10 protein-coding genes and 1 pseudogene are annotated in these 13,923 nt (G+C 71.9%); 7 read left to right on the top strand and 4 right to left on the bottom strand.

Annotated elements, in window-relative coordinates; translation table 11 throughout:
* The first annotated feature begins 65 nt into the window (after positions 1 to 65).
* Entirely contained in the window at positions 66 to 1,064 is a 999-nt protein-coding gene (locus tag ABD335_RS17190; protein ID WP_425583658.1) for a TAXI family TRAP transporter solute-binding subunit, read from the top strand.
* Between the two features lie 142 nt (positions 1,065 to 1,206).
* Positions 1,207 to 4,257 carry an alpha-mannosidase gene (locus ABD335_RS17185; RefSeq protein WP_344323816.1) on the top strand — a complete coding sequence of 1,017 codons (3,051 nt, stop codon included), beginning with the start codon at positions 1,207 to 1,209 and terminating at the stop codon, positions 4,255 to 4,257.
* On the opposite strand, the gene ABD335_RS17180 is transcribed toward ABD335_RS17185, so the two are convergent.
* Together ABD335_RS17180 and ABD335_RS17175 are read right to left on the bottom strand one after the other, a co-directional pair.
* Complete coding sequence (locus ABD335_RS17180) at positions 4,223 to 5,653, bottom strand: sensor histidine kinase (protein WP_344323813.1); 1,431 nt, start codon at positions 5,651 to 5,653, stop codon at positions 4,223 to 4,225. The two genes, ABD335_RS17185 and ABD335_RS17180, sit on opposite strands and share 35 nt — an antisense overlap.
* A 20-nt stretch (positions 5,654 to 5,673) precedes the next feature.
* Positions 5,674 to 6,393 (bottom strand): response regulator transcription factor, encoded by a 720-nt coding sequence (locus ABD335_RS17175; RefSeq protein WP_344323811.1) that lies wholly within the window; start codon positions 6,391 to 6,393, stop codon positions 5,674 to 5,676.
* A 259-nt stretch (positions 6,394 to 6,652) separates the two neighbouring features.
* On the opposite strand from ABD335_RS17175, the gene ABD335_RS17170 reads away from it, so the two are divergent.
* The 5 genes from ABD335_RS17170 (at position 6,653) to ABD335_RS17150 (ending at position 11,749) form a co-directional block, all read left to right on the top strand.
* The gene (locus ABD335_RS17170; RefSeq protein WP_344323809.1) at positions 6,653 to 7,429 is read left to right on the top strand and encodes an amino acid ABC transporter ATP-binding protein; all 777 of its coding nucleotides are present in this window, start codon (positions 6,653 to 6,655) and stop codon (positions 7,427 to 7,429) included.
* A gap of 49 nt (positions 7,430 to 7,478) precedes the next feature.
* The gene (locus ABD335_RS17165) at positions 7,479 to 8,315 is read left to right on the top strand and encodes a glutamate ABC transporter substrate-binding protein (RefSeq protein ID WP_344323807.1); all 837 of its coding nucleotides are present in this window, start codon (positions 7,479 to 7,481) and stop codon (positions 8,313 to 8,315) included.
* 87 nt (positions 8,316 to 8,402) lie between these two features.
* Positions 8,403 to 9,080, top strand: a complete 678-nt coding sequence (locus tag ABD335_RS17160; protein WP_344323805.1) for an amino acid ABC transporter permease — start codon at positions 8,403 to 8,405, stop codon at positions 9,078 to 9,080.
* Positions 9,077 to 9,988, top strand: coding sequence for an amino acid ABC transporter permease (locus ABD335_RS17155; RefSeq protein ID WP_344323802.1), 912 nt, complete (start codon positions 9,077 to 9,079; stop codon positions 9,986 to 9,988). The genes ABD335_RS17160 and ABD335_RS17155 overlap by 4 nt, the downstream gene beginning before the upstream one ends.
* A 192-nt stretch (positions 9,989 to 10,180) precedes the next feature.
* The gene (locus ABD335_RS17150; RefSeq protein ID WP_344323800.1) at positions 10,181 to 11,749 is read left to right on the top strand and encodes an FAD-dependent monooxygenase; all 1,569 of its coding nucleotides are present in this window, start codon (positions 10,181 to 10,183) and stop codon (positions 11,747 to 11,749) included.
* Positions 11,750 to 12,055: 306 nt separating this feature from the next.
* On the opposite strand, the pseudogene recX reads toward ABD335_RS17150, so the two are convergent.
* Together recX and recA are read right to left on the bottom strand one after the other, a co-directional pair.
* Positions 12,056 to 12,571: pseudogene (gene recX, locus ABD335_RS17145) on the bottom strand (recombination regulator RecX); the annotation flags it as partial.
* A 15-nt stretch (positions 12,572 to 12,586) separates the two neighbouring features.
* Positions 12,587 to 13,720 (bottom strand): recombinase RecA, encoded by a 1,134-nt coding sequence (recA, locus tag ABD335_RS17140; protein WP_344323798.1) that lies wholly within the window; start codon positions 13,718 to 13,720, stop codon positions 12,587 to 12,589.
* Positions 13,721 to 13,923 lie beyond the last annotated feature (203 nt).

Below are 13,923 nucleotides of genomic sequence, written 5' to 3'. Positions count from 1 at the left end.
GGTACGTGTTCGCGCCCGGCCCCCGCCTCTCCCTTCCGCGCACCGACCCTGGCAGGATCGATCCCGTGGTCCCCCCGTCGTCGCGCCGCCCCGGAACCCGGCGCCTGCTGAGGGCCGCCGCGGGCGCGGTGGCCGCGCTGGCGCTGCTGCTGTGGTGGCTGCTGCCCGGCGGCGGTCCGGCGCCGAGCGGGTCGGTGGTCTTCGCCACGGGCGCGCGGGGCGGGGTGTACGAGCGCTACGGAGAACTGCTGAAGGAGCAGTTGGGCCGCGACCTGCCCGAGGTGGACGTCACCCTCGCCTCCAGCGAGGGCTCGGTGGAGAACATCGAGCGGCTCGTCTCCGGCGAGGCGTCGTTCACCATCGCCGCGGCGGACGCGGTGGCGGCCTACCTGGAGGAGGACAGGCCGGGCGCCGACCGGCTGCGGGCCTGCGCGCGGCTGTACGACGACTACATCCAGCTCGTCGTCCCGGCCGACTCGCCGGTGCGTTCGGCGGAGGACCTCGAGGGGCTGCGGGTCGGGCTCGGACAGCAGCGCTCCGGCGTCAACCTGATCGCCGGGCGGCTGCTGCGGGCGGCCGGACTGGACCCCCGGCGGGACGTCGTCCCGGTGCTCGAGGGCATCGGCCGGATGCCGGACCTGCTGGCCCGCGGCGAGCTGGACGCCTTCTTCTGGTCGGGCGGGCTGCCGACCGGCGCGATCGAGGAGCTCGCCGAGGCCGCCGACATCCGTCTCGTCCCGCTCGGCGACCTGGTGCCGAAGCTGCACGCCCAGGAGCCCGAGACCCGCTCCTACCGCGCCGCGCTGATGCCCGCCGACGCCTATCCCGGCGTCCAGCGGGGCAAGGCGATCGAGACCATCGCGGTGGCCAACCTGCTGGTGACCGTGGAGGGCACGGACGACGCGCTGACCGAGGGGATCACCCGCTCGGTGATCAACAGCCGGGACCGCATCGGACGCGCGGTGCACGCGGCGCAGAAGGTCGACCTGCGCACCGCCATCTACACCCACCCGCTCGACCTGCACCGGGGGGCCGAGCGCTACTACCGCTCGGTGAAGTCGTAGGAGAGGCGGCGGGCGGGGTCGCGGGAGAGCGGAGGGGCGCGCCGTCGCGCGGCGCGCGACGGCGGGAGGGTTGCCGCCGCCTCCGGGCGGTAATGCCCTCTGAGCGTCCCCCGCCAGCGAAGCGAAGCATCGGAGCCGCCGTATGCACGACGACCGCAGCATCGTGGAAGACCGCCTGGACCGCGTCCTGCGCGAACGGATCCGCCCCGCCGTCCACGGCGACTCCGTCCCCCTGACCGTCGAGCGGTGGGACGCCCCCGGGGAGCCCGTGTCGGCCGCCGAGGGCCTGGCCGCGCCGTACGGGCCCGCCGCCGTCGGCGACGCCTGGGGTCCGGCCTGGGGGACGACCTGGTTCAAGGTGACCGGGCGGGTTCCCGAGGACTGGGCCGGGCGCACCGTCGAGGCGGTGCTCGACCTCGGCTTCGATCGGGGCATGACCGGCTTCCAGTGCGAGGGGCTGGTGCACCGCGCGGACGGGGAGGTGGTCAAGGGCCTCCACCCGCACAACGACTGGGTGTCGATCGGCGCCCCCGCGCGGGGCGGGGAGGAGGTCGAGCTGTACGTCGAGGCGGCGGCCAACCCGATCCTGAACGCCCAGCGCCCCACTCGCCAGGGCGACCGGCTGACCGCGCACGGCCGGCCGCTGTACCGGCTGCGCCGCATGGAGCTGGCCGTCTTCCACACCGGGGTGTGGGAGCTGGTGCGGGACTTGGAGGTGCTGGACGGGCTGATGCGCGAGCTGCCGGTGGACCAGGCGCGGCGGTGGGAGATCCTGCGCGCCCTGGAGCGCGCCCTGGACGCCTTGGACCTCGCCGACGTCCCCGGTACGGCCGGCCGCGCCCGCGCGTGCCTGACGGACGCGCTGGCCTCCCCGGCCCACGCCTCCGCCCACCGGATCAGCGCGGTCGGTCACGCGCACATCGACTCCGCCTGGCTGTGGCCGCTGCGCGAGACCGTCCGCAAGGTCGCGCGGACGGTCGCCAACACCGTCCACCTGATGGACACCCACCCGGAGTACGTCTTCGCGATGTCCCAGGCGCAGCAGTTCGCCTGGATCAAGGAGCACCGGCCCGAGCTGTGGGCCCGGGTGAAGAAGAAGGTCGCCGAGGGACGCTTCGTGCCGGTGGGCGGGATGTGGGTGGAGTCCGACACCAACATGGTCGGCGGCGAGGCGATGGCCCGGCAGTTCCTGTACGGCAAGAAGTTCTTCCTGGAGGAGTTCGGGATCGACACCCGCGAGGTGTGGCTGCCGGACTCCTTCGGCTACACGGCCGCGCTGCCGCAGATCGTGCGGCTGGCGGGCGCCGAGTGGTTCCTGACGCAGAAGATCTCCTGGAACCGGACCAACGCCTTCCCGCACCACACCTTCTGGTGGGAGGGCATCGACGGCACCCGCGTGTTCACCCACTTCCCTCCGGTGGACACCTACAACTCCGACCTGGGCGGGCGACAGATGGCGCACGCCGCCCGCACCTACCGGGAGAAGGGCGGGGGCACCCGCTCGCTGGTTCCCTTCGGCTTCGGCGACGGCGGAGGGGGCGCCACCCGCGAGATGCTGGCGCGGGCGGAGCGGCTGCGCGACCTGGAGGGCTCGCCGAGGGTGCGCGTGGAGCCGCCCGCGGCGTTCTTCGAGGCGGCCCGGGCGGAGTACGAGGACGCCCCGGTGTGGGTGGGCGAGCTCTACCTGGAGCTGCACCGCGGCACCTACACCTCGCAGGCCGGCACCAAGCGCGGCAACCGGTACGCCGAGTCGCTGCTGCGCGAGGCCGAGCTGTGGTCGACGACGGCGACGGTGCGGGCGGGCCGGCCGTACCCGTACGAGGAGCTGGAGCGGCTGTGGAAGACGGTGCTGCTCCACCAGTTCCACGACATCCTGCCCGGCTCGTCGATCGCCTGGGTGCACCGCGAGGCGCGCGAGACGTACGCCCGCGTCCACCGGGAGCTGGAGGAGATCGTCGCCGCCGCGCAGCGCGCGCTGGCCGGCGAGGACGCCGGTGACGGCGTGACGGTCGTCTTCAACGGGGCCCCGCACGCCCGGCGCGGCATCCCGGCCGGGGGCGCGCTGCCGCTGCCGGGCCGGACGGGCGAGCCGGTGACCGCCGAGGAGCGGCCGGGCGGCGGGCACGTCCTGGACAACGGGCTGGTGCGGGTGGAGATCGACGGGCGCGGGCTCGTGGTGTCGGCGTACGACCTCGTCGCGGACCGCGAGGCGGTCGCCCCGGGGACGGCCGCCAACCTGCTCCAGATCCACCCGGACTTCCCGAACATGTGGGACGCCTGGGACGTGGACGCCTTCTACCGGCACACCGTGACGGACCTGACCGCCCTCGACGAGATGCGGCTCGACCCGCCGGCCGCGGACGAGGCGTCGGTGACGGTGCGGCGCTCCTTCGGCGCCTCGGCGGTGGTCCAGCGCGTGGTCCTGCGCTCGGGGAGCCGGGTGGTGGAGATCGACACCGAGGTGGACTGGCACGAGAGCGAGAAGATCCTCAAGGCCGCGTTCCCGCTGGACGTGAAGGCGGACTTCTCGGCCGCCGAGACCCAGTTCGGGCACGTCCTCCGTCCGACCCACACCAACACCTCCTGGGAGGCGGCGAAGTTCGAGATCTGCGCGCACCGCTGGATCCACGTGGCGGAGCCGGGCTGGGGCGTGGCCGTCGTCAACGACGCCACCTACGGCCACGACGTCACCCGGGACGTCCGCGCGGACGGCGGCCAGACCACGACGGTGCGGCTGTCCCTGCTGCGCGCGCCGCGCTACCCGGACCCGGAGACCGACCAGGGCACGCACCGGATGCGCTACGGGCTCGTACCGGGGGCGACGGTCGGGGACGCCGTGCGCGAGGGCCACTGGTTCAACCTGCCCGAGCGGTCCCGTGCGGGCGGCTCGCCGGTGGCGCCGCTGGTGACGGTGGACAGCGACCAGGTGGTCCTGGAGGCGGTGAAGATGGCGGAGGACCGCGGCGGCGACGTGGTGCTGCGGCTGTACGAGGCGCACGGCGGGCGGGCGCGGGCCACGCTCACCGCGGGGTTCCCCGTCGCCTCCGTCACCGCCACCGACCTGCTGGAGCGTCCCCTTCCGGCGTCCGCGGGGCAGGAGGCGTACGAGGTGACGGACTCCGGCGCGGTGGCGCTGCGGCTGCGACCGTTCCAGATCCTCACGCTGCGTCTGGCGCGTTCCGCGGCAGGCTGATCAACACCCGCAGGCCGTGCGGCTCGTTGTGGGCGTAGGAGATCGTCGCCCCGCCCGCGGCGAGCAGCGTGCGGGAGATGGACAGCCCGAGCCCGGAGCCGGAGACGTTCTGGTGGCGGTTGCTGCGCCAGAAGCGGTCCCCGATCCGGGTCAGCTCGTCCTCGGTGAGGCCGGGGCCGCGGTCGGCGACCTCGACGACCACCCGGTCGCCGTCGGGGGCGACGGAGACCGTGACCGACTCCCCGGCGGGGGTGAACTTCAGCGCGTTGTCCACGACCGCGTCCAGCGCACTGGACAGGGCCACCGGGTCGGCCCAGCCCGTCACCGCCCCGTGCCCCTCCGCGCGCAGTTCCACCCCCTTGTTGTCGGCGACCGGCCGCCAGGCGGCGACGCGCTCCACGGCGAGCCGGGCGACGTCGGTCAGCCGCAGGTCGGCGGAGGCGTGCTCGGCCAGCGCGAGGTCGAGGAGGTCGTCGAGCACCCGGGCCAGGCGCTTGCCCTCGGCCCGCACCGAGGCGATCTCCTCGTTGTCCTCGGGGAGCTCCAGGGCCAGCAGGTCGATGCGCAGCAGCAGCGCGGAGAGCGGGTTGCGCAGTTGGTGGGAGGCGTCGGCGACGAAGGCGCGCTGCTGTTCCAGGGCGGTCTCGACGTGGTCGGCCATCTCGTTGAAGGACCGTGCCAGGCGCCGCAGCTCCGGGGGGCCGCTCGAGGCCGCCACCCTGGAGGCCATCCTTCCGGTGGCGATGTCGTGGGCGGCCTTGTCCAGGACGCGCACCGGTTCGAGCACCCAGCCGGTCAGCCGGGAGGCCAGGGCGACCGCGACGAGCATGGCGGCCGCCTCCCCGACGGCGAGCGGCAGCCAGTCGCGCAGGATGCGCGAGCGCATCGGCCCGGTGGGCGAGTCGGTGAGGACGACGGCGACGACGTCGCCGTCGCGGACGACCGGCGAGGCGACCGCGATGCGCCGGCCGGCGTCCCAGGGCCACACCTGGGCGGGGTCGTGGCTGCGGCGTCCGACGAGCGCCTCGGCGAAGGCCTCGGCGCCCTCCCCCTCCTCGGGCACCTGCCAGTTCCCCGGGGCCGCGGCCATCGCGCTGCCGTCGCGGTAGAAGACGCCGACGCGGATGCCGTAGAGGTCGTGGTAGCGCTCCAGCTCGTCGTAGAGCGTGGCCAGCCGTTCGTCCCGCTGCCGGTTCTCGGCCGTGGTGGGGCTGCCGGCCGGGGGGCGAGCGGTGACGTACTGGGCCAGGGAGGCGAAACGGGCGGTGTCGTCGATGCGGTCCACCACCACGCCCTGCTGCTCGGCGGCGGCGATGCTCGCGGCGAGCGGGAAGCCGAGGGCGAGCAGCACGGCGGCCATCAAGGTGATGAGGACGGCGAGCAGGCGGGTGCGCACGGTGGGCGGTCCGCTCCGGGTCAGCCGGCGGGGGCGACGAGCCGGTAGCCGACCCCGCGCACCGTCTCGATGAGGGACGGCAGCCGCAGCTTGGAGCGCAGGGAGGCGATGTGCACCTCCAGGGTGCGGCCGGTGCCCTCCCAACTGGTCCGCCAGACCTCGCTGATGATCTGCTCGCGGCGGAAGACGACGCCGGGGCGCTGGGCGAGCAGCGCGAGCAGGTCGAACTCCTTGCGGGTGAGGGAGACGGCCTCCCCGTTCACCGTCACCCGGCGGGTGGCGATCTCGATGGTCAGCGGCCCCAGGAGCAGTTCCGGCGCGCTTCCGTGCCCGCTTCCGCCGCTCTCGGGGGCGGGGGCCGCGGTGCCGGCGGCGCTGCGCCGGCTGACGGCGTGGATGCGGGCGAGGAGTTCGGCCGTGTCGTACGGCTTGACCACGTAGTCGTCGGCGCCGAGGTTGAGGCCGTGGACGCGGGAGCGCACGTCGGCCCGTGCCGTCACCATGATCACCGGGACCGTGGTCAGGCGGCGTATGCGGCCGCACACCTCGAAGCCGTCGGCGTCGGGCAGGCCGAGGTCGAGCAGCACCACGCCGAAGGGCGGCGCCGTGTCGTCCGGCAGCAGACGCCGGAGGGCCTCCTCGCCGCTGCGGGCGTGCACCACGTCGAACCCGTGCCGGGTCAGCACGGCGGACAGCGCCGCGGCGACACGGTCGTCGTCCTCGACGAGCAGCAGTCTCATGGGCCTCCTCCCCCGTCCTCTCCCCCGTGCCTCCCCCGCGCGACGGGCGTCCACACCGCCGCGGACCGGCGTGCCACGGGGCCACCATCAGCACGAACGCCTACGTTATGCAGCCGATACACCGTCCGCCGCCCCCTTCAAGGGATATGTCTGTTTGCTGCCGGATCGTTATGCTCAAGTTCAGCTCAGATGTGATGACGTTGGCCGACGGTGGTCACTAAGGTCCCCTCAACCGACGAGGACGGAGCGAATGACGCCGATGAGCAACGTATCGGTGACCAAGGACGCCGCGCCGACGGCGGAGGACCTGGTCGTCCTGAAGAACGTCAACAAGCACTTCGGTGCCCTGCATGTCCTCCAGGACATCAACCTGACCATCGCGCGTGGTGAGGTCGTCGTCGTCATCGGGCCCTCGGGGTCCGGCAAGTCCACGCTGTGCCGCACCATCAACCGCCTGGAGACGATCGACTCCGGAACGATCACCATCGACGGCAACCCCCTGCCCGCCGAGGGCAGGGAGCTGGCCCGGCTGCGGGCCGACGTCGGCATGGTCTTCCAGTCCTTCAACCTCTTCGCGCACAAGACGGTGTTGGAGAACGTGATGCTCGGCCAGGTCAAGGTCCGGCGCATCGACAAGAAGGCGGCCGAGGAGAAGGCGCGTTCCCTCCTCGACCGGGTCGGCGTGGCCACCCAGGCCGACAAGTACCCCGCCCAGCTCTCCGGAGGTCAGCAGCAGCGCGTGGCCATCGCCCGCGCCCTGGCGATGGACCCGAAGGTGATGCTCTTCGACGAGCCGACCTCCGCCCTCGACCCCGAGATGATCAACGAGGTCCTGGAGGTCATGCAGCAGCTGGCGCAGGGCGGCATGACGATGGTCGTCGTCACCCACGAGATGGGCTTCGCCCGTTCCGCCGCGAACCGGGTCGTCTTCATGGCCGACGGACGGATCGTCGAGGAGGCCACTCCCGACCAGTTCTTCAGCAACCCGCGCAGCGACCGCGCCAAGGACTTCCTGTCGAAGATCCTCCACCACTGAGCTCGGCTCAGCGGAACCCACGCACAACTCGATTTCAGGGATGTTCACCATGACTCTCCGCAAAGCCGGCCTCGCGGCCGCCGCCGCACTCGTCCTCTCCCTGACCGCCACGGCGTGCGGCGGCGGGAGCAGCGACAGCGGTTCGAACGGCGACAAGATCAACATCGGCATCAAGTTCGACCAGCCGGGCCTGGGTCTGAAGACCCAGGACGGCGAGTACGTCGGCTTCGACGTGGACGTGGCCAAGTACGTCGCCAAGGAACTGGGCTACGACGAGAAGGACATCGTCTGGAAGCAGGCTCCCAGCGCCGAGCGCGAGAACATGATCGCCAACGGTGACGTGAAGTTCATCGTCGCCACCTACACGATCAACGACGAGCGCAAGGAGCGGGTGGACTTCGCCGGCCCGTACTTCCTCGCCCACCAGGACCTGCTGGTGAGGGCCGACGACAACACCGTCCGGAGCGAGGACGACCTCGACAAGAGCGAGATGAAGCTCTGCTCGGTCACCGGCTCCACCTCGGCGCAGAACGTCAAGAAGGACTTCGCCCCGAAGGCCAACCTGATGCAGTACGGCGGTTACTCGGAGTGCCTGACCGGCCTGGAGAACAAGGCCGTCGACGCCCTGACCACCGACGACTCCATCCTGGCCGGCTACGCGGCGCAGAAGGAGCACCAGGGCAAGTTCAAGCTCGCCGGCCTCAACCTCAGCGACGAGCCGTACGGCATCGGCCTGAAGAAGGGCGACACCAAGCTGCAGAAGCAGATCAACGACGCCCTGAAGAAGATGGTCGAGGACGGCTCCTGGGAGAAGGCCGCCAAGAAGCACTTCGGCCCGGCCGACTACGACTACGAGCCCGCCCCGGAGATCACCGAGACGAGCTGACGGTGTCCGTGGCGCGCCGCCCGCCTCGGGCGGCGCGCCGCACCCTCCGACGAGACGCCATCCGACGAGGCGAGAGCGCGGGAGAACGTGTTCGACTTTCTTGAATCCGGGCAGTACGACGTGCTCGGAGCCTTCTGGGTGACGGTGCAGCTCACCTTCTACTCGGCGGTCGGCTCCCTGATATGGGGAACGATCCTGGCCGCCATGCGGGTCAGCCCGGTGCCGCTGATGCGCGCCTTCGGCACCGTCTACGTCAACGTCGTACGGAACACCCCGCTGACGGTCATCATCCTGGCCGCCTCGCTGGGCCTGTTCCAGACACTGGGAATCACGCTGTCCACCAGTGGCGACTTCGAGGAGATCGGTTTCAGGCTGGCCGTGCTCGGGTTGATCGCCTACCACGCCACCTTCGTCTGCGAGGCGCTGCGGTCCGGCATCAACACGGTGCCCGTCGGGCAGGCCGAGGCGGCACGCGCCCTGGGGCTCGGCTTCTTCCAGGTGCTGTCCCTGATCGTCCTCCCGCAGGCGTTCCGCTCCGTCGTGGCGCCGCTGGCGAACGTCCTGATCGCCCTGACCAAGAACACCACGGTGGCGGCCGCCATCGGGGTCGCGGAGGCCGCGCTCCTGATGAAGGAGATGATCGAGACCGAGAGCCACGCCATCTTCCTGATCTCCGCGATGTTCGCCTTCGGGTTCGTTGTCCTGACCCTCCCCACCGGCATGCTGCTGGGCTGGGTGAGCAAGCGCGTGGCGGTGAAGCGATGAGCAACCTCTCCGTTCTGTACGACGCCCCGGGCCCCCGGGCCAAGGCGCGCAACGTCCTCTACTCCGTGGTGTTCCTGGTCCTCCTCGCCCTCGCGCTGTGGTGGGTGCTGGACATCATGGCCGACAAGGGTCAGCTCGACGGGGAGAAGTGGAGCCCGTTCGTCACCGACGGCCGGGTGTGGACGACGTACCTGATCCCGGGCCTGCTCAACACCCTCAAGGCGGCGGCCCTGTCCATCGTCATCGCGCTCCCCCTGGGCGCGCTGCTCGGCATGGCCCGGCTGTCGGACCACTGGTGGGTCCGCGTGCCCGCCGGCACCGTGGTGGAGTTCTTCCGCGCCATCCCGGTGCTGCTGATGATGTTCTTCGCCAACGCGGCGTACGCGCAGTTCACCGACATCTCCTCCGACGTGCGCCCGCTGTACGCCGTGGTGACCGGTCTGGTGCTCTACAACGCCTCGGTCATCGCCGAGATCGTCCGGGCGGGCATCCTCTCCCTGCCCTCCGGCCAGACCGACGCGGCCAAGGCCATCGGCATGCGCAAGAGCCAGATCATGGTGTACGTGCTGCTGCCGCAGGCGGTCACGGCGATGCTGCCGGCGCTGGTCAGCCAGCTCGTGGTGATCGTCAAGGACACGGCGCTGGGCGGCGCGCTCCTGGGCTACATGGAACTGCTGAGCCAGGTCCGGGTGATCACCGCCAACTACGGCGCCAACACCATCGCCGCCTTCACGGTGGTCGCGCTGATCTTCGTGGTGCTGAACTACCTGCTCACCAGCTTCGCGAGCTGGGTCGAGGGCCGGGTCCGGCGCGGCAAGAGGTCGACCGGCGCCGTGCTCCACGCCGACACCAACACGGAGATGGAGTTCGACGAGCCCCACACGGTGCCCCAGGTCCGCAAGGAGTAGCGGCGGGAGGCGTCGGGACCGGCTCCCGGCCGCACCCGCCCCTCCTCTCCCCTGCCCACCTGCCTGTGATCCCGTCGCTTGACGGGGACGCGGGCAGGTGGGTTGCATACGTTGTGTGATCGTGCACCGGGCTCCGTCGGCTTCAACTCCCCTTCCCCTCAAGGACCGTGAGAACTGCGAGGTCCGCCCGTCGTGGACCCGGTGATCGTCGTCGGCGCGGGACCGGTCGGACTCGCGCTGTCCCTGGCGCTCGCGCGCCATGGCGTGCCCTCGGTGGTGTTCGACGCGGGCGACGGGGAGGTCGAGCCGCGCGCGGCCCGCACCTGTGTGCTGCGCCCCGACACGGCGGCGTACGTGTCGGCACTGGGCGGCGCGCGGTGGGCGGCGTGGCGCACCGAGCGGCGGCGACAGGTGGTGCGGCGGGTGGAGTTGGACACCGCCGGATCGCCGCTGCACCTGCAGCAGTACGCGCTGGAGCGGAGTCTGCGCGCCGCGCTGGAGCGCGAGCCCCTGGCCCGGATCGTCACCGGGGCCCGTCTGGAGGAGTTGGAGCAGGACGCGCACGGGATATCGGTCCGCACCCGCGGCCCCGAGGGCACCTGGTGGCGCGGGAGCCATCTGGTGGGGTGCGACGGAGCCCGCTCCACGGTGCGCAAGCTGCTGCGGATCCGCTTTCCGGGCCGCACCTCGGTGGAGCGACACGCGGTGGCGGCGCTGCGCGTGGAGCTGCCCTGGGACGGCGAGGCGCTGTTGCACCGGGACGTTCCCGGCGGAGGCGGCGAAGTGGTGGCGCGTCCGTTGCCGAACGGGGTGTGGCGGCTGGACTGGCTGCTGCCGCCGCGTGGCGACCTGGTGACCCCGGAGGAGCTGGTGGACCGGATACGTTGGACGCTCTCCGCCTGGTGCGATCCGATCCCGCCGTACGAACTGTTGGACACGGGCGTCCACATCGCGCACCAGCGGCTGGCCCGGCACTGGCGCGCGGGCCGCGCCTTCCTGGCCGGGGACGCGGCGCGTCTGTTGGGCGCGCTGGGCACCCAGCCGGTCGACGAGGGGCTGCGGGACGCCGCCAACCTCGCCTGGAAACTGGCGCTGTGCCTCCACGGCCAGGCCCCGGAGGAGCTGCTCGACAGCTACGAGACCGAACGCCGGGGAGCGGCCAGGGCCCGGCTGCGCGCCCTCGACCAGGCGCTGCCGCTGGTGCGCGGGGGCGGCGGGCTGCGCACCCTGCTGCCCGGCGGTTCCCGCGGGCAGTTGGACCTGTTGACGGACGCGCATCTGGGACTCGGGCCGCTGGGCGCGCCACCCCACTACGGGGACTCGCCCCTGGCCCCGGGGAAGGACGCGGTGCCCGGCGCGGTCTCCGTCGGGACCGAACCGGGCGCGCCGGTGGACGACGTGCCGGTGACGGCCCTGGACGGATCGCGGGGTCGGCTGTGGCAGCGGCTGGGGCGCGATCTGCTGGTGCTGCTGGTCGCGCCGGGCACCCATGTGTGGGACAGCCGTCACTGGCTGTCGGCGGGGCTGATGCCGGAGTTGGCCGCCGTGGTGGGACGGCTGCCCGTGCCCGCCGAACTGCTGGTGACCGAGAGCTACCCGGGTGCTGTCGCCCACACCGTCCTGGTCGTCCGTCCGGACGGCCATCTGGTGACCGCGCTGCCGGGGGGCCGGTCGGGCGACCTGCTCACCTGTGTCGAGGCGATGCGCGGCGCCGGCGTCGAGGAGGCGGGCGACCGCGCCGGCCAGGCGGACCGCCCCTGACGTCTCTCCCCTGCCGGGCGGGCCCGAGGGCGGGAGACGGGGGTCACAGCGTGCGCAGGGTGGTCCCGCTCCGGAGCCGGAGGAGGGCGCCGGCCGCCGACAGGGTCGGCGGATGGACATCGGCCACGACCAAGAAGTGGACGAACCGGGCCGAACCAGGCTCCACTTCTCGGACTTCTCGGCCCAGGATTCCGCCTCGGAACCCTGTGGTCGACACGGAGACAGCCGGAACCCCGACGGCGGGGGAAACCCCCTCCCCACGATCCCCCAGGGCTTCCCTCGGCTCGGCGTCCGACGGCGAAGCGATCAATCCATGCCGTACAGGGGGTGGTCCTCCATGTCCTCCCCCTCCTCTTCCAGGGCCTCCCGGACCACCCGCAGGGCGAGTCCCTCGGAGTACCCCTTGCGGGCGAGCATCCCGGCGAGCCGGCGCAGCCGCTTGTCCCGGTCGAGGCCCCTGGTGGTGTGCAGTTTGCGATCCACCAGGGCGCGGGCCGTCCTCTTCTCCTGCTCCGGATCGAGCTGCCCGACCGCATTGTCGATCAGGGCGGGGTCCACACCCTTCGTCCGCAACTCCCGGGCGAGCGCCCGACGGGCGAGCCCTCGGCCGTGGTGCCGGGACTCCACCCAGGCGTCGGCGAACGCCGCGTCGTCGATCAGCCCGACGTCCTCGAACCGGGACAGCACCGCCTCGGCCACGTCCTCGGGAATCTCCCGTTTGCGCAGGGCCTCGGCGAGTTGTCCGCGGGTACGCGGCGTCCCGGTGAGCAGGCGCAGGCAGATCGCCCGCGCCCGCTCCTCCGGGTCGACCGGGAGTCCCTGGTGCCCCGCCATGGCTCAGCTCTTGGCCGCGGTGCTCTTGACGGCCTTGGTCCGGCTCGCCGGCGCGGGCACCGCCTTCGCCGCGGCGGCCGATGCGGGAACCTCGGTGGGTCCGGCGGCGTCCACGCCCGGCTCGCTCTCGGGCGCCTCCGTCTTCGGGCCGATGCCCAGCTTCTCCTTGATCTTCTTCTCGATCTCGTTCGCGAGGTCGGGGTTGTCGCGGAGGAAGTTACGGGCGTTCTCCTTGCCCTGACCGAGCTGGTCGCCCTCGTAGGTGTACCAGGCGCCGGACTTGCGGATGAAGCCGTGCTCCACCCCCATGTCGATCAGGCCGCCCTCCCGGCTGATGCCCACGCCGTAGAGGATGTCGAACTCGGCCTGCTTGAACGGGGGCGCCACCTTGTTCTTGACGACCTTGACGCGGGTGCGGTTGCCGACCGCCTCGGTGCCGTCCTTGAGGGTCTCGATGCGGCGGATGTCCAGCCGCACCGAGGCGTAGAACTTCAGCGCCCGGCCGCCGGTGGTGGTCTCCGGCGAGCCGAACATCACGCCGACCTTCTCGCGGAGCTGGTTGATGAAGATCGCGGTGGTCTTGGACTGGCTGAGCGCGCCGGTGATCTTCCGCAGGGCCTGGCTCATCAGCCGGGCCTGCAGGCCCACGTGGGAGTCGCCCATCTCGCCCTCGATCTCCGCGCGCGGCACCAGGGCGGCCACGGAGTCGATCACGATCAGGTCCAGGGCGCCGGAGCGGATCAGCATGTCGGTGATCTCCAGCGCCTGCTCGCCGTTGTCCGGCTGGGACAGGATCAGGGAGTCCACGTCCACGCCCAGCTTCTTGGCGTACTCCGGGTCCAGCGCGTGCTCGGCGTCCACGAAGGCCACCGTGCCGCCCGCCTTCTGGGCGTTGGCCACCGCGTGGAGCGTCAGGGTCGTCTTGCCGGAGGACTCCGGACCGTAGACCTCCACCACCCGACCACGCGGGAAACCGCCGACGCCGAGAGCCACGTCGAGAGCGGTCGACCCGGTGGGGATGACCTCCACGGGCTCGTTCGGTCGCTCGCCGAGACGCATGACGGCGCCCTTGCCGAACTGCCGTTCAATCTGTGCGAGCGCGGCGTCCAGCGCCTTCTCGCGGTCGGTTCCTGCCATGGGTGCCACCCGGTTTGCTTGAGTCGATCGCTTCACGTCAAAGACGCTAGCGCCTGCCACTGACAATCAGCCCGGACGCCGTTCCCGAGCCGCCCGGCCCCTCTATGAGAATGGTTGTTCGATTTTTGTGTCAAGTTGCTCCCCCGCCCTGTGGAAAACCCGAAAAATCGCAGCTCAGAGCGGGTTCCGATGGGCCGTGCCCG

It is taken from the genome of Streptomyces macrosporus (assembly GCF_039533145.1).
In the GTDB taxonomy this organism is placed as follows: Bacteria; Actinomycetota; Actinomycetes; order Streptomycetales; family Streptomycetaceae; genus Streptomyces; species Streptomyces macrosporus.
This window is presented reverse-complemented; position numbering and strand designations above follow the sequence as displayed.

Bases quoted from the DNA above. Each gene is read 5' to 3' on its own strand.
- ABD335_RS17185 (WP_344323816.1), top strand. From the start codon at position 1,207: ATGCACGACGACCGCAGCATCGTGGAAGACCGCCTGGACCGCGTCCTG.
- ABD335_RS17175 (WP_344323811.1), bottom strand. From the start codon at position 6,393: ATGAGACTGCTGCTCGTCGAGGACGACGACCGTGTCGCCGCGGCGCTG.
- ABD335_RS17170 (WP_344323809.1), top strand. From the start codon at position 6,653: ATGAGCAACGTATCGGTGACCAAGGACGCCGCGCCGACGGCGGAGGAC.
- ABD335_RS17165 (WP_344323807.1), top strand. From the start codon at position 7,479: ATGACTCTCCGCAAAGCCGGCCTCGCGGCCGCCGCCGCACTCGTCCTC.
- ABD335_RS17155 (WP_344323802.1), top strand. From the start codon at position 9,077: ATGAGCAACCTCTCCGTTCTGTACGACGCCCCGGGCCCCCGGGCCAAG.
- recA (WP_344323798.1), bottom strand. From the start codon at position 13,720: ATGGCAGGAACCGACCGCGAGAAGGCGCTGGACGCCGCGCTCGCACAG.